The sequence below is a fragment of the Klebsiella sp. M041 genome, assembly GCF_059759695.1.
The window spans coordinates 14,819-34,663 of the sequence record NZ_JCAXWU010000021.1; the positions used below are offsets into that span (position 1 = coordinate 14,819).

General features: G+C 55.5%; 16 protein-coding genes and 1 pseudogene. 14 read left to right on the plus strand and 3 right to left on the minus strand.

Annotated features, from left to right (window positions below):
• Nucleotides 1-210 precede the first annotated feature (210 nt).
• Nucleotides 211-2,976 carry a winged helix-turn-helix domain-containing protein gene (locus tag AC6CWS_RS22220; RefSeq protein ID WP_065883930.1) on the minus strand — a complete coding sequence of 922 codons (2,766 nt, stop codon included), beginning with the start codon at nucleotides 2,974-2,976 and terminating at the stop codon, nucleotides 211-213.
• Between the two features lie 254 nt (nucleotides 2,977-3,230).
• Between AC6CWS_RS22220 and AC6CWS_RS22225 the strand changes: the two genes are divergently transcribed.
• The 12 genes and pseudogenes from AC6CWS_RS22225 (at nucleotide 3,231) to AC6CWS_RS22280 (ending at nucleotide 15,999) form a co-directional block, all read left to right on the plus strand.
• Nucleotides 3,231-4,190, plus strand: coding sequence for a thiamine pyrophosphate-dependent dehydrogenase E1 component subunit alpha (locus AC6CWS_RS22225; RefSeq protein WP_002889884.1), 960 nt, complete (start codon nucleotides 3,231-3,233; stop codon nucleotides 4,188-4,190).
• A gap of 11 nt (nucleotides 4,191-4,201) precedes the next feature.
• Nucleotides 4,202-5,221 carry an alpha-ketoacid dehydrogenase subunit beta gene (locus AC6CWS_RS22230; protein WP_044521157.1) on the plus strand — a complete coding sequence of 340 codons (1,020 nt, stop codon included), beginning with the start codon at nucleotides 4,202-4,204 and terminating at the stop codon, nucleotides 5,219-5,221.
• 3 nt (nucleotides 5,222-5,224) lie between these two features.
• The gene (locus AC6CWS_RS22235; RefSeq protein WP_065883928.1) at nucleotides 5,225-6,760 is read left to right on the plus strand and encodes a dihydrolipoamide acetyltransferase family protein; all 1,536 of its coding nucleotides are present in this window, start codon (nucleotides 5,225-5,227) and stop codon (nucleotides 6,758-6,760) included.
• Nucleotides 6,750-8,147 carry a dihydrolipoyl dehydrogenase gene (gene lpdA / locus AC6CWS_RS22240; protein ID WP_065883926.1) on the plus strand — a complete coding sequence of 466 codons (1,398 nt, stop codon included), beginning with the start codon at nucleotides 6,750-6,752 and terminating at the stop codon, nucleotides 8,145-8,147. The genes AC6CWS_RS22235 and lpdA overlap by 11 nt, the downstream gene beginning before the upstream one ends.
• Nucleotides 8,148-8,324: 177 nt before the next feature.
• Nucleotides 8,325-8,576 (plus strand): zinc ribbon domain-containing protein, encoded by a 252-nt coding sequence (locus tag AC6CWS_RS22245; protein ID WP_023288528.1) that lies wholly within the window; start codon nucleotides 8,325-8,327, stop codon nucleotides 8,574-8,576.
• A gap of 515 nt (nucleotides 8,577-9,091) precedes the next feature.
• Nucleotides 9,092-9,883 carry a class I fructose-bisphosphate aldolase gene (locus AC6CWS_RS22250; protein WP_002889868.1) on the plus strand — a complete coding sequence of 264 codons (792 nt, stop codon included), beginning with the start codon at nucleotides 9,092-9,094 and terminating at the stop codon, nucleotides 9,881-9,883.
• Between the two features lie 14 nt (nucleotides 9,884-9,897).
• The gene (locus tag AC6CWS_RS22255; protein WP_002889866.1) at nucleotides 9,898-10,449 is read left to right on the plus strand and encodes a glycerol-3-phosphate responsive antiterminator; all 552 of its coding nucleotides are present in this window, start codon (nucleotides 9,898-9,900) and stop codon (nucleotides 10,447-10,449) included.
• Nucleotides 10,450-10,469: 20 nt separating this feature from the next.
• Nucleotides 10,470-12,008, plus strand: coding sequence for an FGGY-family carbohydrate kinase (locus AC6CWS_RS22260; protein WP_498256439.1), 1,539 nt, complete (start codon nucleotides 10,470-10,472; stop codon nucleotides 12,006-12,008).
• An 11-nt stretch (nucleotides 12,009-12,019) separates the two neighbouring features.
• Complete coding sequence (locus AC6CWS_RS22265) at nucleotides 12,020-12,781, plus strand: SDR family NAD(P)-dependent oxidoreductase (protein ID WP_023288524.1); 762 nt, start codon at nucleotides 12,020-12,022, stop codon at nucleotides 12,779-12,781.
• 16 nt (nucleotides 12,782-12,797) lie between these two features.
• Nucleotides 12,798-13,793 (plus strand): 2-hydroxyacid dehydrogenase, encoded by a 996-nt coding sequence (locus AC6CWS_RS22270; protein ID WP_065883923.1) that lies wholly within the window; start codon nucleotides 12,798-12,800, stop codon nucleotides 13,791-13,793.
• 88 nt (nucleotides 13,794-13,881) lie between these two features.
• Nucleotides 13,882-15,144 carry a PTS galactitol transporter subunit IIC gene (locus AC6CWS_RS22275; protein WP_023288522.1) on the plus strand — a complete coding sequence of 421 codons (1,263 nt, stop codon included), beginning with the start codon at nucleotides 13,882-13,884 and terminating at the stop codon, nucleotides 15,142-15,144.
• A gap of 217 nt (nucleotides 15,145-15,361) precedes the next feature.
• Nucleotides 15,362-15,999: pseudogene (locus AC6CWS_RS22280) on the plus strand (glutathione S-transferase family protein).
• A 40-nt stretch (nucleotides 16,000-16,039) separates the two neighbouring features.
• Here the strand turns inward: AC6CWS_RS22280 and AC6CWS_RS22285 are convergent.
• Nucleotides 16,040-16,789: an SAM-dependent methyltransferase gene (locus AC6CWS_RS22285; protein ID WP_050533125.1), complete on the minus strand. Its 750-nt coding sequence runs from the start codon at nucleotides 16,787-16,789 to the stop codon at nucleotides 16,040-16,042.
• 57 nt (nucleotides 16,790-16,846) lie between these two features.
• Complete coding sequence (locus tag AC6CWS_RS22290; protein WP_044521137.1) at nucleotides 16,847-17,104, minus strand: YjhX family toxin; 258 nt, start codon at nucleotides 17,102-17,104, stop codon at nucleotides 16,847-16,849.
• 465 nt (nucleotides 17,105-17,569) lie between these two features.
• Here AC6CWS_RS22290 and glaH point away from each other — a divergent pair, with 465 nt between their 5' ends.
• Both glaH and lhgD read left to right on the plus strand, forming a co-directional pair.
• Entirely contained in the window at nucleotides 17,570-18,547 is a 978-nt protein-coding gene (gene glaH / locus AC6CWS_RS22295) for a glutarate dioxygenase GlaH (protein ID WP_065883920.1), read from the plus strand.
• Nucleotides 18,548-18,574: 27 nt separating this feature from the next.
• A complete protein-coding gene (gene lhgD / locus AC6CWS_RS22300) occupies nucleotides 18,575-19,843 on the plus strand; it encodes an L-2-hydroxyglutarate dehydrogenase (RefSeq protein ID WP_048334105.1) in 1,269 nt (422 codons plus the stop codon).
• Nucleotides 19,844-19,845 lie beyond the last annotated feature (2 nt).

The following is a 19,845-nucleotide window of genomic DNA, read 5'->3' on the forward strand; positions in this document are numbered from 1 at the left end:
CTGGCTTACGTCGCGTTGATTGGTATTGTAAGTATCCCGCATAATCGAGCCATTCATATTTAGAAATCATCCGGCATAATCAATCTGCCAACGAAGGAGATCGCTATGCGTAAAGCCCGTCTATCCATGGCTCATAGCCCCGTTAAGAAAGTGGCTATAAGCAACGCCGTCTGTATAATATTTTGCGTCCAGCCCCCCCTGTTCAAACCATTAATCCAGTAATTTCATCTCCAGCGCCCGGCTCATCGCTTGAGTGCGGCTATTCACTTTAAGCTTCGCGTAGATGTTTTTGATGTGCCATTTGACCGTCTCGGCAGAAATAGCGAGGGAGCGAGCGATTTCTTTGTTCATCTGACCTTCAGCGATCAGTTGTAATATCTGCAACTCTCGCTCACTGAGCTCCCCAGGAATATCGGGGCTTCCACTATTAAACGGTGTTCCATCTGCAAGCGCGCGCTTGTCTACCCAAGGACCTTGCACTCCCCCTTCCTCTGTACAAGCCGAAGAGGATTCATTCATACCGATAAGCAAAGGTTGCAAGGTATCGCCAGCGTCAAGAAAGAGGCCCTTGAGGTGCTGTTGTTCGGCCAGCTGCAGCACTGGCTGAAATGTCGTGCGCGCAGCGGCAGTTTTGCCGCTGTTCCACAAGGCTAATGACCAGAGCGTACGCAGACGCGCTGCGGTTAACCTGTCCCCCCGGCTTTCCTGATCGGAGACCATCTCAGCCAGTAAAATGCAGGCTTGCGGCGCCTGGCCTCTGGCGAGAAGAAGCCGGCTGCGGCTAAGGGATGCAGACATAACGATGGCGCGTTGGCAGGGATGTTCGGCATCCATTCTGAAGCTGGCGGCCATTTGTTCAAGCTGCCGTTGCAGTTGCTCTGCGCCGGTGAAATTGCCGCGCTGCAGTCGCACCCTCACCTGCTCGGCTAACATCATGGCCTGGAGCCGTTGCCAGCCGCGAGACACCGCAAGGCGCTGCGCATGCTCCAGCAATCGCTCGGCCTCATAGGGCATATCGCTATCTAAGGCCTGACGCGCGAGATAGGTATAGCAACGACTCAGCGCGTCGGGTGGACTGAACCGGTCGATGAATTCGAGCCGGTCGGCTAACAGATGCTCGGGCGAGTCAGCCCTCTGACATTCATATGCTATCTCCGCCAGCAGCGGCGCCAGCGTCGCGCCACTGGTCGACTGGGTGCCGGTATAACATTCAGCCTGGCGCAACGTTTTCTCTGCGTACCACCCGGCTTTTCCCAGATCCCCCTGACAAAGATGGCACTGGGCAATGATAAACGCGCGATAAACCGAGACAAACAGATTATCTAAAGGACTTTCCGGAGAGGGCATATGCTGTTGAACCTCAAGCGCGTCGTGATAGCGCTGGTTAACAACATGGCAATAGCTGAGAATATTGCATATCAGACCATCAACCCAGGTGTCGCCGCAGGGCACTTCGGCCAGCAATGGCTGAACAATAGCCAGACTCTCCGGGATGTTTTCAGCAAAGGCTTCGCAAATTGCCCGCACAACGCGCAATTTACACCAGGTGCTGCGGGTTAAATCATCACGGTGATGAAGCACCATCTGATCGAGGTTATCAAGCAGCTGCCTCGACTCATCAAAGTGGAAATAATGCGCCAGTGCCCAGGCCAGGTTAATTTGCAGGTCAATGCGCGCAGGATCGGTGCTGGGCGGTAAATGATGCATCCATGAGATCAGGGTATCGATATCCCCTTCTTCCGCCAGTGACTGAGCGCTTGCGCCGTCCTGCCCGGGGCTATGCACCGGCTTGCCTGCGCTGAGCGCATGGCGTACCGCCTCAGACCACAGCTTCTGTTCGACGAACCAATGACTGGCTAATTCATGTAGCTGTTTGCGATCAATATCGTTGTTCTGCTGCAGCATGGTCCGAAGATTTTCCTGCAACAGAGGATGGTAGCGGAACCAGTAGCCTTGTTCGTCAAGGGCTGACAAAAAAAGGTTGCGTCGCTCAATCCATGCCAGCATCGCTTGACTGTCATCACGTCCAGTCACTGCATTGCATAGTTCGGCATTTAACCGACTGAGGAAGGACGTTTTCACCAGGAAATCAAGCACCTCTTCCGGCAGCGGGTCCAGGACCACCTCTTTAAGATAGCGGGCAATGGACCGTGTTCCTCCATGCATATTGCGCAACAGATGCTCGGGATCATGCTGTAATTCTGCGGACAATGAAGCGATCTTCATCCCTGCGATCCAGCCCTCAGTCACGGACTGCAGCCGCTGTGCATGGTGGTTGCTGAGGGGTAGCGCAACCGTGCGGCTAAAATAGTGTTTCGTTTCTTCGAGCGTGAATTGCAGGTCTCGATCATAGATCTCCACCAGTTGGTCCTGGGCCTGCAGCTGGCTCAGCGCAAGATTGGGGTGGAAACGGCTGCCAATGATCAGATGCAAGGCGGCAGGCGCATGCTTGAGTAAATACCCCAGCGCTTCATAGACCCCACGATCGTTAATCACGTGGAAGTCGTCGATAATCAGGTATATGTCATGCGGGCAGTAGTGTAGCTGGTTAATGAGCCCGGCCAGCAGCTGCTCGGAGCTGGAGAGCTTCTGTTCTTCCATATCACGCCAGAAATCGGCGTCCCAGTCAGCATAAAGTGGACGCAATGCTTGCAGCAGGTAAGGAATAAACTGCCATACGTCATCATCATCCTCATCGAGGCTCAGCCAGGCGATACGTTCCCCCTGGGCGACCATCTGCTGATGCCATTGCGCCAACAGCGTGGTTTTGCCAAATCCAGCGCCGGCGCAAACGACGCCCAGCCGGCACTGCTGAACGGGATTGAGAAGCTGAAGAAGCCGGGGGCGCTCCAGCAATTGTATCGAGGAGCGAGGCGGGACGAATTTGGTCAGGATTAGCGGCAAGCCTCGCGTCAGCCGCAATGGCCCGGAGACCAGTGATGGTGATTGGCGACTTTCAAAATCCGATGGCTTCATCCGTGGTTATCTACTCGCTTTGTTTTTTTTCAATTGTACGCCAGCCCCCGGGATGACATGGGGCCGCCAAACTTTATAGCTACACAAAATTTAGAAAGTTTGACCTCAAGCATGAAAACCCCCACCTACCCCCCCATGAAGGTGGCTTCGCACTCCCTTTAACCGCTCGTAGATTCATTGCATGGGTGTGGCCAGGGTTATCCGCCCTGTCTGTTGGCCCCGCCTGGGTGACCTTTATTGAGGAGAATTAAATCATGCTCAGCAAACAGGCGTTATTGCAGGCTTACCGCAAGATGCGGGAGATCAGGACCTTTGAAGAGCGGTTGCATCAGGAAAATACCAGCGGTGATATTCCCGGCTTCATTCACCTTTACACCGGTGAGGAGGCCATCGCGGTGGGGGTCTGCGAAAATTTAACGAGCGCAGATTTTATTGGTTCAACACACCGTGGACATGGCCACTGTATTGCTAAAGGGTGCGACATTCACGGCATGATGGCCGAAATATTCGGCAAGGACAGCGGGTTATGTCGCGGTAAGGGTGGGTCGATGCATATTGCCGATCTGTCGAAAGGAATGCTGGGAGCGAACGCTATCGTTGGGGGAGCCCCTCCCCTGGCCATCGGCGCCGCGCTAACGGCAAAGACGCTAAAAACCGGCAACGTCGGTGTCTCTTTTACGGGCGATGGGGGTTCTAATCAGGGCCTGGTCTTTGAAGCCATCAATATGGCCGTCGTGCTCCAGCTCCCAGCGGTCTTTATTTTCGAAAACAACGGTTACGGCGAAGGGACCGGTCATGACTACGCCGTGGGTGGGCGTGATATCGCCCGACGCGCCGCTGGCTTCGGCCTGCCGGCAGTGACCGTTGATGGCACCGATTTCTTTGCCGTTTATGAGGCCACTTCAGAGGCGGTCAAACGTGCGCGAGAAGGCGGTGGCCCAAGCGTCATTGAGGCCAAAGCCTTCCGCTGGCACGGTCATTTTGAGGGGGATCCCGCGCTATACCGCGCGGAAGGTGAAGTGCAACGCCTGCGTGAACAACATGATCCGCTGAAGATTTTCACCGCTAAGGTCAAACAGCATATCACCCAGGAAGAACTGGCGGCGATTGACGAGGAAGTAGAAGCCCTTGTCAACGATGCGGTATTGAAGGCCCGCGCCGCTGCCTATCCGGCTCCGGAAGACCTGCTGACAGACGTTTATGTCTCATACTGAGGGTGATAACTATGGCGATTAAAACCTATCGTGAAGCGGTCAAGGAAGCCCTGGCTCAGGAAATGGAACGCGATGAACGCGTGGTGCTCATCGGTGAAGATTTGCGTGGCGGTCATGGCGGAAATGCGCCCGAAGAGGCGAAGATAGAAGCCTTTGGCGGTGTGCTCGGCGTCACTAAAGGGCTGTGGACGCAGTTCGGCTCCGATCGGGTGATCGACACGCCCATTACCGAGTCGGCCATCATCGGAATGGCGGCCGGCGCCGCAGCGACGGGTCTGCGGCCGGTCGCGGAATTGATGTTCATGGATTTTTTTGGCGTGAGTCACGATGCGCTGTACAACCAGGCGGCTAAGTTCCGCTACATGTTTGGTGGCAAAGCCAGAGCCCCGCTGGTGATGCGAGGGATGATCGGCGCGGGGTTTTCCGCCGCGGCCCAGCATTCACAGTCACCCTATAATATCTTTGCCACCACGCCAGGGCTGAAGGTGGTGGTGCCCTCGACGCCTTATGACGTCAAAGGTCTGTTAATCCAGTCAATTCGCGACGACGACCCGGTGGTTTTCTGCGAGCATAAAATGCTGTACGACCTCAAGGGCGAGGTACCGGACGAGAGCTATACCATCCCGCTAGGTGTAGCCAACTATACCCGCGAAGGAGAAGACGTCACCATCATTGCGTTGTCGGCAATGGTGCATAAAGCCAATCAGGTGGCGGACAAACTGGCCAGAGAGGGGATCTCGGTCGAGGTGGTCGACCCGCGGACCATTTCGCCGCTGGATGAGGAAGGGATTCTGGAATCGGTGGCGTCCACGGGGCGGGTAGTGATTGTCGACGAATCCGCGGCACGCTTCGGTTTTGCGCATGATGTCGCGGCGCTGATCGCGTCCCAGGCATTCCATTTCCTCAAAGCGCCCGTTCTGCTGGTGACGCCGCCACACACGCCGGTCCCGTTCTCCCCTGCTCTCGAAAAACTCTGGATCCCTGGCGTAGAACGTATCGAAGCCGCCGTCCGTCAAGTGCTGGAGGATTAACCTATGAGCGAAATCAAGACGCTTGAAATGCCAAAGTGGGGGCTTTCCATGGAGGAAGGCTTGCTCGCTCGGTGGGCAATCCAGGAGGGTGACAGCTTCACCCCAGGGCAGGAAATCTGTGAGATTGAAACCAGTAAAATCGTCAATGTGCTGGAGGCCCCCTTTGCCGGTACGTTACGTCGGATACTCGCCCGAGAGGGTGAGACGCTTCAGGTAGGCGCCGTGCTGGCCCTGGCGGCTGACGCTTCGGTCAGCGATGCTGACCTGGACGAATTCGCTGCCACTCTGGCTACGGTGAAACCCGCAGCCCCTGGCACGGAGGCTGCCGCGCCGGACGTAGCGGCACAGGCAGGCGCTAAGCCACCTTCCGTTGTTTCGCCGCCATCCAACAGCCCCGAGCCCCCCGTTGGGCAGACCGACATCCCCGTCAGTCTGCAAGGCGTGACCGATGTGACTCAGGTTAATGCCACGCCCCATGCGTTACGACTCTCTGCCCGCTGGGGTGTCGACCTGAAAAAAGTCCGCGGCAGCGGGCGCGGGGATCGTATCTCTGTTTCTGATCTGGAAAGCGCGATCGTTGCCGCCGGCGGTCGCCTGGCCTCCCCGACGCCCCCCGTTCGTCGCAGCAAAGCGCCCCGCTCGCATGCCGATGACAGCCAGGTATCGGCCACCCCGCTGGCGCGCCGTCTGGCCGGCAAACTGGGTATCAACTTGCATGACTGCCGAAGCAGCGGTTCACGCGGCCGGGTGAGTCGCGATGATGTGCTGGCCGCGGCGTTGTTACTCGACGAGCACCCGCAGACCAGCCCGGTACAGGAGAGTACCCCGGTACCCTATGAAAGCATCCCCATGTCCGGTATGCGGCGGGCTATCGCCTCTCGCCTGCAAACGTCCAAGCAACAGTCTCCCCATTTCCGTTTGAGCGTCGATCTCGATCTGGAAAGACTGTTAGCGCTACGTCAGGAAATTAACCGCGAAGTACCCGGCGTCAAGATTTCGGTTAATGACCTGCTGGTGAAGGCCTGCGCCCTGGCGCTGGTGGCCGTGCCTGACGTCAACATCCAGTTTGATGAAGCGACACAAAGTATCCGCCGCTTTGCGGATGCCGACATTTCGGTGGCCGTTGCGCTGCCTGCCGGGCTAATTACCCCTATTGTCCGCTCGGCGAACCGGAAATCGATTAGCGACATATCGAACGAAATTCACTCGCTGGTGACCAGGGCCAAAGCGGGCACGCTGAAGCCGGAAGAGTTCCAGGGGGGGACCTTTAGCGTGTCAAATCTGGGGATGCTCGGCGTCCGGCAGTTTGACGCCATCATCAATCCACCGCAAAGCGCAATCCTCGCCATTGGCGCCGGCGAAATGCGGGCGGTAGTACGCGACGGGCAAATCGTCGCGCGCCAGCAAATGACGGTATCGCTATCCTGCGATCACCGGGTTATCGATGGCGCGGCAGGTGCGGCTTTTCTCCGGGAACTCAGGCGACTGACGGAAACCCCAACCTTGATGTTTATCCAGGAGACGAGCTATGCACGATAAATACGATGTGCTGATCATCGGCGGTGGTCCTGGGGGATATGTGGCCGCCATCCGTGCCGGCCAGCTAGGGCTTCGTACCGCATTAGTGGAAAAACAACATCTGGGCGGCATCTGCCTGAACTGGGGATGCATTCCAACCAAGGCGCTGTTGCATGGCGCTGAGGTCGCGCACAGTATCACCCATGCCAGTCAGCTGGGCATCAGCGTGGGTGAGGTGAACATCGATCTGCAGAAACTGGTGCAGTTTAGCCGTACCGTATCGCAACAGCTCACCGGCGGGGTGGCGTACCTGTTGAAGAAAAATGGCGTGCAGGTCATTGATGGCACCGCGCGGCTGCGCGGCAAGGGGCAAATAACGGTCGAGGATGCCCGAGGGGAGACGCGCGATTACCAGGCCGATCACGTGATCCTGGCCACGGGCGCCCGACCACGCGCATTACCAGGCATCGCGCCAGATGGCGAATATATCTGGACCTATTTCGAAGCGCTGCGGCCTAAGCTATTGCCCAGGTCGCTATTAATCATCGGTTCAGGGGCGATTGGCGTCGAGTTCGCCAGCCTTTATAACGATCTGGGCTGTAAAGTGACGCTGGTCGAGCTGGCGTCGCAGATTTTGCCAGTGGAAGATGCCGAGGTGTCTGCAGCAGTGCGTAAGTCATTCGAAAAACGCGGTATTCAGGTCCATACCCAGACCCTGGTGACGCAAGTACAGCTCACCGGGACCGGGGTGCGCTGCACCATGAAAAACACCGGCGGCGAATATTCTCAGGACGTCGAACGCGTGCTGCTGGCGGTCGGCGTACAGCCGAATATTGAAGATCTGGGGCTGGAAACGCTGGGCGTCGAGTTAGACCGCGGTTTTATCAAGACGGACACCGCTTGTCGCACTAACGTATTCGGGCTTTATGCCATCGGCGATGTAGCCGGCCCGCCGTGCCTGGCGCACAAGGCCAGCCACGAAGGCGTGATCTGCGTTGAGACACTGGCTGGTGTCGAAGGCGCCCGCCCGCTTGATCGCGACTATGTGCCCGGTTGCACGTATGCCCGGCCCCAGGTTGCCAGTCTGGGCCTGACGGAATCGACGGCCCTGGCCAGGGGACGGCCCGTCAGGATCGGTAAGTTCTCCTGGCAGAATAATGGTAAGGCGCTGGCCAGCGGCGAGACAGAGGGTTTTGTGAAGACGATTTTCGATGCTGAAACCGGCGAGTTGCTGGGCGCGCATATGGTTGGCGCACAGGTCACGGAACTGATCCAGGGGTTTGGCATCGCCCGTCACCTGGAGGCCACAGATGAAAGTCTCCTGTCGATGATCTTCGCGCATCCAACACTTTCCGAAGCGATGCATGAATCCATCCTCGCGGCCTGCGATCAACCATTGCATCAATAAGAAATAAGGGAGGCGATAGCTGCGCGATACGGAGTACGTTGCCCGTTATCCCTCCCGCACGCCCCGGCAGAAGCTCCACCAGAACGGTTACGGCAGGATCTATTGATCTGAAACGCTAAACGCCAGGCGTAAATTCTGTATGTTTAGTAGACAACTCAACGACAGGAGGAGCGCTCTATGACACAGCACGAACGGTTTTGCCAGGCCTGCGGAATGCCGATGTCCGCACCCGATGCGCAAGGGGCCAGCGATAAATATTGCGCGTATTGCAGCGACAGCGACGGTAATCTGAAATCCTGGGAAGAGGCCGTATCCGGTCTGGCGGCTTTTCTCGACTCCTGGCAAAAGGTGGGCGTAGCGGAATCACGGAAACGGGCAAAACGTTACCTGACGGCGATGCCTGCCTGGGCGCACAAAGCGGACGAGTAATTTGCCCGGGCGGCGGGAAAAAATCATTCCGGGGGACAGACCGCCATGCCGACAACGATGCTATAACGTTTTTGTACGCCATCCGGACGGGAATAAATGCGCGTTTGTGGATGACGACCTGCAGGCAGGAGCATGCATGGATGGGTTCTTCATGCGATGAAATAAACGCCTGGCGTTCTCCCCCTTGTCAGGATGCGTTATTGCCTGGTTTTTTAAGGGTTCGGTTTCTGTATTTAACCCGGCACTTTTCACAGAATACAACATATTGATGTGATGAATCTCTCATTTCAACGACACCAACTGGACAGTAAGTTATCGCGTGTGTTAGTTATTTAATCACGCAAGAGAACAGATTTAATTTAAACAAAAGTTAAACCTTTCTCACTTTGCTAAAAAATTGCATTGATAATGCTTTGGATTCCCGAACCATTATCAAAAGGGTATGTGAACAGAAAGCCCTCAGAGACGCGAGTCTCTGAGGGCTTTTTTTTGTTTTTTATCTCAGGAGTAAATAAATGTCTAAAGAACGTCGTCTCTCAAGAATATTCGCAAAAGATGGTAAATCCGTGACCTTAGCGCTGGATGGCTACTATTTTTCCACGAAAACAAATGGTATTGATAATACGATAAATCAGCTCCCTGCTCTGGTGGAACACGGCCTGGATTGCGCGCTCGTCACGTACGGCATGTTGAAGAATTATCGTGAAGCGCTGAACAGCGTTCCCGTTGTGTTACGCGTCGACAGCACGGTCAGTATCTTTGACAATACCGTTCCCGATACTACCCCCGTTTTTTCCGTCGAAGATGCGCTTAAAGTCGCTGCCGAGGGAGTGGTCTGCATGACCTTCCCCGGCGCCTTCAATGAAGAAAAAACCCACATTATGGCGATGCAACTCGCGCAGGCAGCGGATCGCTGGAACGTACCGCTGATTGTCGAATCGCTCCCGTATGGTTATCCCGTCACCAGCGATGACTCTAACAATCCGGCCATCATCGCTGCATCGGCCCGCGCAGCGGTGGAGCTGGGCGCGGACGTCATCAAAACGCGTTTTACCGGTTCACCAGAGGACCGACTGATCGTTGAAGCTGCTGGCGTGCCGGTGCTTGCCTTAGGGGGGCCAAAAACCGGCATCGATGGTTACTTCAAATTTGTTCAGCACTGTATGCAGATGGGTGCGAAAGGCGTGGCTGTGGGACGAAACATTACCCAGGATCCGCAGCCGGCGAAAGTGGTAGCAGGTCTGAATGCCATCATCCATGAAAACGCAACAGCGGAAGATGCATACAGCCTCTACATGGCTAAATAACATCGGAAATTAATATGATTTCAAATAACACCATCATCCCTTCCATCAGGAAGTATAAATACTTTGAGAAAGCATTATCCTGCCAGTCAGAATATGTGCTGCTATCCGAAGCGAATATCGGCAATCTGCAGTCGCTGATTGGCAAATGCCATCAAAGCGGTAAGAAGGTCCTCGTTCACCTTGAATTACTGGGTGGTTTCAAACCGGATCAGGCGGGGATCAATCTACTGAAAAATTATTACAAGGTTGATGGTGTTATTTCTTCCAATCTCTCCGCGCTACGCTACGCCAAAAAAGAGGGATTGCTGACCGTATATCGGGTTTTACTTATCGATTCGCGATCGCTTGATCAGTCGCTCGATATTGTTAAACACAGTCCACCGGACGCAATTGAAATCTTACCTGCTGAATATGCCTGCCAGTGTCTGGAGTTGATTAGCCGAAATTTGAAAGGCTTTGATGTGGTATTCATCGCCGGAGGCTTTGTTAAGCGCAAATACCTTGTAGATAAAATATTCCATGCCGGATTTAAAGGGATAACCACCAGCGAGCCCGGCTTATGGTAACCAATAAGGAGTCCACGCGAATGAAAGATGAATACGTCATGGGCATCGACAATGGTGGAACCGTCACCAAGGCAGCCATCTATGACCGTAAAGGACAGGTTCTCGCGATCGCCTCAAAATCCACGCAGATGCTGACACCCCGGGAATTCCACACAGAGCGCAGTATCGATGAGCTGTGGGCCGCGAATGTCGAAGTGATTAAAAAAGCGATTGAGCAATCAGGTATTGATGCCAGCCAGATAAAAGGAGTGGCCGTCACCGGTCATGGTAACGGTCTGTATCTGGTTGACGAAGAAGGTCACCCGGTGCGTAACGGCATTATATCCACCGACAGCCGGGCAAAAGAGTACGTTGAGAGATGGCAACGCTCGCCAGAATTCCTTACCGACATTTTGCCAAAAACAATGCAGTCCATCTGGGCCGGACAACCTGTCGCCTTGCTGGCATGGCTGAAGGACTTCGAGCCCGAGACGCTGCAAAAAGCGCGTTATATTTTTATGGTCAAGGACCTGAGCCGTTTTTACCTGACCGGAGAGGCTTTTCTTGAGCTGACCGATATCTCAGGCACCAACCTGATCAACGTACGTGACTGCAAGTATGACGATGAACTACTGGCATGGTGGGGACTTGATGAACTGCGGGACAAATTGCCCCCCATCAAACGCTCAACGGAATGCTGCGGAAAAATCACTGACGACGTGGCCCGTCTGACCGGTTTATGCGCAGGTACGCCGGTTTCTGGCGGGGTGTTTGATATCTCGGCCTCTTCCATTGCCTCGGGGATCAACAGTCTCGATAAGATGGCGATCGTCACCGGCACCTGGAGCATAAACGAATACGTTACCGACCACCCGGTTATTGATAAAGATCTGTTTATGACCTCCATTTATCCCATTGAGGGTAAATGGCTCATCACCGAGGCCAGCCCCACCTCCGCGAGCAACCTGGAGTGGTTTATTAACAACTTTATGGAGAGCGATCGGAAAACCTCCGCCGAGCAAGGATCGTCGGTCTATGACCTGTGCAATAAGCTGGTTTCGTCAACGACGCCGGATGAAAGCCACCTGCTGTTCTTTCCGTTCGTGTTTGGCTCTAACACCATTCCCGACGCCTCGGCCGGCTTTATCGGTGTAAACAGCTTTCATAAAAAAGCCCATTTTCTGCGGGCGATTTATGAGGGCGTGGCCTTTAGCCATCTCTACCACACCGAGCGCTTGCGCAATATTAACCCGAAGTTAAGCCGCACAATTCGTATTGCCGGCGGTGTCACGAACTCCCCGGTCTGGCTACAGATATTCGCCGATATCTTCCAGGCCACGCTGGAAATCGTTGACGTCAAAGAGCACGGGACCCTGGGTACCGCGATGACCGCAGCCGTCATGGTGGGCTGGTTTGCAGAGGTATTTGCTGCCTCAAACGAAATGGTCCATGTCTCACGCACCGTCTCCCCTAATCCGGAAAATCACCGGGTCTACCAGACCAAATACCAGCTTTATAAAAACCTGTTATCAGAAATGCAGTCGCCGTGGAAAAGCTGCAGCAACTACATTGCGCACTAAGTGAGGAAAAAATGGATCTGAATTTAACGAATCGTACGGCCATCGTGACAGGCGGCGCAACCGGCCTGGGGAAAGAGTTTGTCCTTTCTCTCGCCAAAGAAGGCGTCAATATCTGCTTTACCTATATGCGGGAAGAAGAGCATCCCGAACGGCTGATCGAAACGGTGAAGGCCAGCGCGAACGTAGAGATCATCGCGGTTAAAACCGATCTCTCTGACGAACAGAGCCGGGAAAATCTGTTTGCCACCTGTATCGACAGACTGGGCAAAGCCGACATTCTGGTGAATAACGCCGGGATCTGGCTGAGCGGCTACGTCACCGAGATCAGCCCGCAGGACTGGGATCTGGTGATGAATGTCAATCTGAAAGCCATCTTCCATCTCAGCCAGCTATTTGTAAATCACTGCCTACAGCATGACCGGATGGGCAGCATTCTGAATATTACCTCGCAGGCCGCGTTCCACGGCTCCACGACGGGACATGCGCACTACGCGGCAAGTAAGGCCGGTCTGGTCGCCTTTGCTATTTCTCTGGCGCGGGAAGTCGCCAAACAAAAAATCAATGTGAACAATATCGCCGTCGGGATCATGGATACTGCGATGATCCGTAAGAACATTGAGCAAAACCCTGACTATTACGTCAGTCGTATTCCGGTGGGCCGCGTGGCTCAGCCTCAGGAAATTGCCGACATCGGTGTCTTCATGGTTTCTCCTAAGACCAGCTATATGACGGGAGCAACTCTGGACGTTACCGGCGGTATGTTGATGCGTTAATCGAGGGAGAATCATTATGAAATGTCTGGCAATTGCCGATCTGTTTATCAATGCAGCAATGATGGAATCAGGACTGAAAGCGCTCAGGGATAACGGGATTGAAGTCGAAGTACGCGAGTGGTCACATGACTCCATTGAGAAACTTCAGGAAGATAATCTGCGGGTTGAACAGGAAGGCGCGGAAGCCGTGGCCTTACCGGAAGATCTGCTTCAGGGAGCGGGTGATATTGACATCCTGATCACTCAGTTTGCCCCCGTCAATACTGCGGTGTTCGATAAACTACCCACGCTGAAATATGTAGGCGTACTCCGCGGTGGCGTGGAAAACGTGAATCTTGAGGTGGCGAACGCCCGGGGCGTTGAGGTGATGAACACCCCGGGGCGTAACGCTCGCAGCGTCGCTGAATTCACGGTCGGCATGATCCTGGCGGAAATGCGCAATATCGCCCGGTCACACGATGCCCTGCGTGACAAATACTGGCGTAAAGACAGCCCGAACCATCAGGCGATCCCGGAGCTTGGCGGAAAAGTCGTGGGGCTGGTTGGCCTCGGCCATATTGCCCAACTGGTCGCGGGATTTCTCAGCGGCTTTGGCACGGAGATTATCTTTTACGATAAGTACGTTGCAGGCCATGAACGTTATGAGAAAGTCGATTCACTGGACGAACTGGTACAACGCGCCGACGTTATCTCGTTACATGCTCGCCTGACGCCGGAAACCGAAAATCTGATTAACGCACACCATTTCGCGCTGATGAAGCGCAGTACCATCATTGTTAACACGGCACGCTCCGGGTTAATCAATGAAAAAGAGATGATTGATGCGCTCAGATCCGGGCAAATTATGGGCGCCGCGCTTGATACCTTTGATGACGAACCGCTTCCTGACGACAGTGCATTCTATACCCTGAATAACGTGACCATTACGCCGCATATTGCCGGGAGTACCATTGACGCATTCAGTAATTCGCCCAAACGCTTCGCTGAGATCCTTTTAAAGAAACTCAGTTAAATACTAAAAGAACCATTAAAGGTATTAACAGGGCCCAATGGGCACGGGTTAACTCGTGCCCAATTCGCCCGCCTTTTAAGGAATCATTATGGATATTATCAACAGCATTATTAGTCTGGGGGCATCAGTAATGATGCCAGTAATATTCTTTATTATCGCGCTTTGCTTTGGCGTTAAAATCGGTACGGCATTTAAAGCAGGGATGCTGGTCGGCATTGGTTTTGAAGGGGTGGGGCTGGTGATTGGCCTGCTGCTGACAAACCTGGGCCCGGCATCGCAGGCGATGGTTGAGCGTATCGGCCTGCAGTTAACGGTCGTTGATACCGGTTGGCCTACCGCATCGACTATTGGCTGGGGTTCGCCGCTGATGCTGCCCGTCGTGGTGGGCTTTATCGTCATCAACCTGGCCATGCTTCTGTTGAAATTAACCAAAACGGTGAATATCGATATTTTTAACTACTGGATTTTCCTGATCATGGGGTCTGTGGTCTATGCCGGAACGGGAAATTACTGGCTTTCTGTCGGTATTACTTTCGCTATTTTTGTGTTAACGCTATTGGCCGCAGATTTAACGGCGCCGTATTTACAAAAAAACTATAATCTTAAAGGGATATCATTCCCACATCTTACCTGTATAGCTTACGTGCCGTTTGGCATTGCCTGTAATTACATCATTGATAAGATCCCGCTCATCAATAAAATCAATTTCGATCCGGAAAGTATTAATAAAAAATTCGGCGTTTTTGGCGAGCCTCTTACCCTGGGGTTTGTGCTGGGACTGCTGTTGGCCTTCCTGGCTGGATATGACATTTCCGCTGCCGTTTCACTGGCCATTAAGGTTTCAGCCGCCATGCTGCTGCTGCCGAAAATGATTGAAATTCTGGTGCAGGGATTGTTGATTGTCCGTGATGCCGCTGAAGCAAAACTGAAGGCTAAATTTCCGGGGCGCGATTTTTACATCGGGATGGATACGGCGTTATTGATCGGTGAACCTTCGGTACTGGCGACCGGTCTGCTGTTAATCCCTATGGCTGTGGTGCTGTCTATCATTCTGCCCGGCAACCGCGTACTGCCCTTTGTCGATCTGGCTTCGTTAATGTTCCTGCTGGCAATGGTCACGCCGTTCTGTAAACGAAATATGTTCCGCATGTTCATAACCGGAACCCTGATCGTGACCTGCATCCTGTATGTCGGGACGGACATTTCGCAAGAATATACTCAGGCGGCGGTGAACTCACATATTCCGGTACCGGAAGGGATGGCCGAGATCACCAATATCGTCGGCGGCGCCACGACGCCTGTCGGCTGGCTGGCCGTCAAATTTGGCGAGTTTTTTAGCGCCACACCTTAGTACAAGACCACTTAAGTAAACAGAGGGCAAATTGTTGCCCTCTGTTTCTTCCACTCATTCTGTGCGCTGAATAGCTGGCTCAGCGACGCTCCTGGTTTGAACATCTGACCAGCGCGTCCGCCCCCTGCGCGGCGAGGTGGCTCATTTCTTTTGTGACCCCTCCCGTTTTCAACCCTACCTGCTATGCTCCTTCTTTCCCTGTTCACAGGAGATCCCGATGCTGACTATCTGGGGCCGAAAAACTTCCTCTAACGTGCAGGCGCTGATGTGGTGTGTTGGCGAGCTTGGGCTGGACTATCTCCGCTTCGACGTGGGCCATCGCTATGGCGGTACCGACAGCGAGGCGTTTTATCAGCTCAATCCCAATCGTACGGTGCCAGTGCTGCAGGATGGCGATAATCCGCCGCTGTGGGAAACCGGCGCGATCCTTCGCTATTTAGCCAGCCGCTACGCCGACGACGCCTTCTGGCCGGGCGACCTGCTGGCTCGTACTGAGATTGATCGCTGGGCCGAGTGGTCAAAGCAGAATATTGCCCTCGGCTTTACGGCGCCGGTGTTCTGGCGCGTGGTGCGCACGCCCGCCGCCGAGCGGGATCCGCAGGCCATCGCCGCGGCGGTGACGGCCCTTGAGCAAAAGCTGGCGATTGCCGAGGAACGTCTCGCCGGCAGTCGCTATCTGGTGGGCGATACGCTCACCCTGGCCGACATCCAGTTTGGTCATGTGCTGTACCGCTACTTTGCAATCGATATCCCCCGTCGTCCCCTCCCCATCTTGCGGCCTATTATGCACGGCTAACTGCACGGCCCGCCTTTCGCCAACACGTCATCGTCAGCTACGACGAGCTGAAGGTCTGAAGATGGTCGGTAGCGCCTCCCGACGCTACCGACACGCTGGTTAACGCGCCATCAGGACAAACACGCCCCAGCCGAGATATTCCCGGGTCCAGGTGACATGGTGCAGCGGCGCGGTGGTCAACTGCTGGCGAACCTCCGGCGCGAAGTCATCGTGCGGATTGGCCTCCAGCCAGCGGCGCATCGTCAGCCATTTCGCCGCTTCATAACGATCCCAGCCCTCCTGGTCCGCCAGCACCATCTCCACTACGTCATAGCCCAGTTCGCCGAAGTGGGCGACCAGCGCCGGCAGCGTCAGGAAGTCGTCGGGAGAGTGCGCGCCGCAGGCAACCGCCTCTTCCGCCGTGGCGGGGCGTTTGCGCCACCATGGCTCGCCGATCAGCAGCATACCGCCTGGGTTAAGGCTCTGCTTCAGCAGCGCAATCGTGCCTGCCACGCCGCCGCCGATCCACGTTGCCCCCACGCAGGCGGCAATATCGCACGGCTGACTGGCGACATACCCGCTGGCATCCTGGTGCACAAAGGTCACCCGGTCGCTCACCCCGAGCGCCTCTGCCCGGGCGGCCGCCTGCTGGCTGAACAGCAGGCTCATGTCCACCCCGGTGCCGACGATCTGATGATCGCGCGCCCAGCTACAGAGCATCTCTCCGGAGCCGCTGCCGAGGTCAAGAATGGAGGCGCCCGGCGCCATTCGCAGCGCCCGCCCCAGCGTGGCGTACTTTTCCGGGGTAAAAGGGTTATGAATACGGTGTTCGCTTTCACTGATAGTAAAAATGCGAGGGATATCGATCATGGTTTTTTCTCCTTGAGAGCCATACGCCCGGGCAGCGACCCTGCCCGGGTCGCTGTATCAGCGGTTGTCCGCCTGCGCGCGAACGTTGGTCAAACCGGTGATGTTGATCCGGTACGGCTGGCCATTCACCGACTTAATCAGCTTTTTGGTTTTGAGCTTTTTGAAGACCGCGAGGGTGCAGTCGCTCAGCAACAGCCCTTCCCGGGTGTAGCATTCGACGGCGGTAATGCGGCCGGAGGTATCGCGGACGTGCGCAATACGGCCACCTTTGGCGAGTACGTGTAAGGTCCGTTGTTCCTGACGGGATAAATTCATACTGAAACCTGTTCATTATCATGTGCGAAAACATGCCTACACCCGCAGGTGTGTGCGTAAGGTTTAAGCGCAGCGATAATCAGTCCGGCCTGGGCAGGTCGGGAAGCTGATTATCTGATAATGACATTCTCCAGCATCGAAGCCTCGGTGAGCATTGAAAGGTATTTACCGGCTGAATATTAACACCTTCATCTGGTAAGGGTATTGCACAGATTAAAAACTGTGATCGGCGTTATGATTTACCCTCAGCCTTTCGGCATTTTGCCTTTTCCGCCCCCCGCTTTGTTCCTCAACGTTAACCACCGCCTTATCTCTCTCGCATTGTTAAATAATTGTTGTCAGATCACAAAATAGAAACAAAAAGGCCATTTCGTACGCATTTTATAAAAATGTAGATATTTTTAATTTATGGCTACGAAATGAACATCACCCTGACCTTCCATTCCATTGCGAGGAACGATCCTGATGAACGCCCTGACCGCAGTAAAACCGACATCCGCGCCGTTAGCTCAACAATTCCCTGGCTTTACCGTCGCTCCTTCCGCCCAGTCGCCGCGCCTGCTGGAGCTCACCTTTTCCGCCGACACCACCGCCCAGTTTCTGCAGCAGGTCGCGCAGTGGCCGGTGCAGGCGCTGGAGTACAAATCTTTCTTACGCTTCCAGGTGGGCAAGATCCTCGACGATCTGTGCGGCAACCAGCTGCAGCCGCTGCTGATCAAAACGCTGCTCGACCGCGCGGAAGGCGCGCTGCTGATCAACGGCGAAGGGATCGATAACGTCAGCCAGGCCGAAGAGATGGTCAAGTTGGCCACCGCCGTCGCCCACCTGATTGGCCGTTCCAACTTCGACGCCATGAGCGGCCAGTATTACGCCCGCTTCGTGGTGAAAAACGTCGATAATTCCGACAGCTACCTGCGCCAGCCGCACCGGGTGATGGAGCTGCACAACGACGGTACCTACGTCGAAGAGCAAACCGACTACGTGCTGATGATGAAGATCGACGAGCAGAACATGCAGGGCGGCAATTCCCTGCTGCTGCATCTCGACGACTGGGAGCACCTCGACGAATTCTTCCGCGACCCGCTCGCCCGCCGCCCGATGCGCTGGGCCGCGCCGCCGAGCAAAAACGTCAGCAAAGATGTTTTCCACCCGGTGTTCGACGTCGACCAGCTGGGTCGCCCGGTGATGCGCTATATCGACCAGTTCGTCCAGCCGAAAGATTTCGAAGAGGGCACCTGGCTGAGCCGCCTCTCCGACGCGCTGGAGACCAGCAAAAACATTCTTTCTATACCGGTGCCGGTAGGCAAATTTCTGTTGATTAACAACCTGTTCTGGCTGCACGGCCGCGACCGCTTTACGCCGCACCCGGACCTGCGCCGCGAGCTGATGCGCCAGCGCGGCTACTTTGCGTATTCCACAAATCATTACCAGACTCATCAATGAGGGTTTTCAGGCGAAGGAATTGAGCGGATGTATGATTTCGTGATTATCGGCGGCGGCATCATCGGCATGTCGACCGCCATGCAGTTAATTGAGATTTACCCGGACGCCCGCATTGCGCTGCTGGAAAAAGAGGCCGGCCCGGCCTGCCATCAGACCGGCCATAACAGCGGCGTGATCCACGCCGGGGTGTACTACACGCCCGGCAGCCTCAAGGCGCAGTTTTGCCTCGCCGGCAACCGCGCCACCAAAGCCTTTTGCGAGCAGAACGGCATCCGCTACGACGTCTGCGGCAAGATGCTGGTCGCCACCTCGCCGCTGGAGATGGAGCGGATGCGCGCCCTGTGGGATCGCACCGCCGCCAACGGCCTGCAGCGGGAATGGCTGAGCGCCGGGGAGCTGCGCGAGCGCGAACCGAACATCAGCGGACTCGGCGGGATCTTCGTCCCTTCCAGCGGCATCGTCAGCTACCGCGACGTGGCGGCGGCGATGGCGAAGAACTTCGAATCGAAAGGCGGCGCCATCGTCTACAACGCCGAAGTCAGCGCCCTGAAAGAACATGCCAGCGGCGTGGTCGTCCACACCCGCCAGGGCGGCGAGTATGAGGCCTCGACGCTGATTACCTGTTCCGGGCTGATGGCCGATCGACTGGTGAAAATGCTCGGCGTCGATCCCGGGTTTATCATCTGCCCGTTCCGCGGGGAGTATTTCCAGCTCGCTGCGCAGCACAATCAGATCGTCAACCATCTGATCTATCCGATCCCCGATCCGGCGATGCCGTTCCTCGGCGTCCACCTGACCCGCATGATCGACGGCAGCGTCACCGTCGGCCCCAACGCCGTGCTGGCCCTGAAGCGCGAAGGCTATCGCAAACGCGATATTTCGCTGGCCGATACCCTGGAGATCCTCACCTCGCCCGGCATTCGCCGGGTACTGCAAAACAACCTGCGCTCCGGGCTGGGCGAAATGAAAAATTCGCTGTGCCGAAGCGGCTATCTGCGGCTGGTGCAGAAATACTGCCCGAGCCTGACGCTCAGCGATTTACGCCCGTGGCCGGCCGGCGTGCGGGCGCAGGCGGTGTCGCCGCAGGGCAAACTGATCGACGATTTTCTCTTCGTCACCACCGCGCGTTCCATTCACACCTGTAACGCGCCGTCGCCGGCGGCGACGTCGGCTATCCCGATCGGCGCGCATATCGTCAGCAAGGTGCAGACCCTGCTGGCCAGCCAGAGCAATCCCGGACGCACGCTGCGTGCGGCACGTAGCGTGGAGACACTACACGCCGCTTTTACCCGTTAACC

What these genes read in the sequence shown, in the direction of transcription:
- AC6CWS_RS22230 (WP_044521157.1), top strand. Translation starts at nt 4,202, where the DNA reads ATGGCGATTAAAACCTATCGTGAAGCGGTCAAGGAAGCCCTGGCTCAG.
- AC6CWS_RS22265 (WP_023288524.1), top strand. Translation starts at nt 12,020, where the DNA reads ATGGATCTGAATTTAACGAATCGTACGGCCATCGTGACAGGCGGCGCA.
- AC6CWS_RS22225 (WP_002889884.1), top strand. Translation starts at nt 3,231, where the DNA reads ATGCTCAGCAAACAGGCGTTATTGCAGGCTTACCGCAAGATGCGGGAG.
- AC6CWS_RS22245 (WP_023288528.1), top strand. Translation starts at nt 8,325, where the DNA reads ATGACACAGCACGAACGGTTTTGCCAGGCCTGCGGAATGCCGATGTCC.
- AC6CWS_RS22220 (WP_065883930.1), bottom strand. Translation starts at nt 2,976, where the DNA reads ATGAAGCCATCGGATTTTGAAAGTCGCCAATCACCATCACTGGTCTCC.
- AC6CWS_RS22250 (WP_002889868.1), top strand. Translation starts at nt 9,092, where the DNA reads ATGTCTAAAGAACGTCGTCTCTCAAGAATATTCGCAAAAGATGGTAAA.
- AC6CWS_RS22270 (WP_065883923.1), top strand. Translation starts at nt 12,798, where the DNA reads ATGAAATGTCTGGCAATTGCCGATCTGTTTATCAATGCAGCAATGATG.
- AC6CWS_RS22235 (WP_065883928.1), top strand. Translation starts at nt 5,225, where the DNA reads ATGAGCGAAATCAAGACGCTTGAAATGCCAAAGTGGGGGCTTTCCATG.
- glaH (WP_065883920.1), top strand. Translation starts at nt 17,570, where the DNA reads ATGAACGCCCTGACCGCAGTAAAACCGACATCCGCGCCGTTAGCTCAA.
- AC6CWS_RS22260 (WP_498256439.1), top strand. Translation starts at nt 10,470, where the DNA reads ATGAAAGATGAATACGTCATGGGCATCGACAATGGTGGAACCGTCACC.
- AC6CWS_RS22275 (WP_023288522.1), top strand. Translation starts at nt 13,882, where the DNA reads ATGGATATTATCAACAGCATTATTAGTCTGGGGGCATCAGTAATGATG.
- lhgD (WP_048334105.1), top strand. Translation starts at nt 18,575, where the DNA reads ATGTATGATTTCGTGATTATCGGCGGCGGCATCATCGGCATGTCGACC.
- AC6CWS_RS22285 (WP_050533125.1), bottom strand. Translation starts at nt 16,789, where the DNA reads ATGATCGATATCCCTCGCATTTTTACTATCAGTGAAAGCGAACACCGT.
- lpdA (WP_065883926.1), top strand. Translation starts at nt 6,750, where the DNA reads ATGCACGATAAATACGATGTGCTGATCATCGGCGGTGGTCCTGGGGGA.
- AC6CWS_RS22255 (WP_002889866.1), top strand. Translation starts at nt 9,898, where the DNA reads ATGATTTCAAATAACACCATCATCCCTTCCATCAGGAAGTATAAATAC.
- AC6CWS_RS22290 (WP_044521137.1), bottom strand. Translation starts at nt 17,104, where the DNA reads ATGAATTTATCCCGTCAGGAACAACGGACCTTACACGTACTCGCCAAA.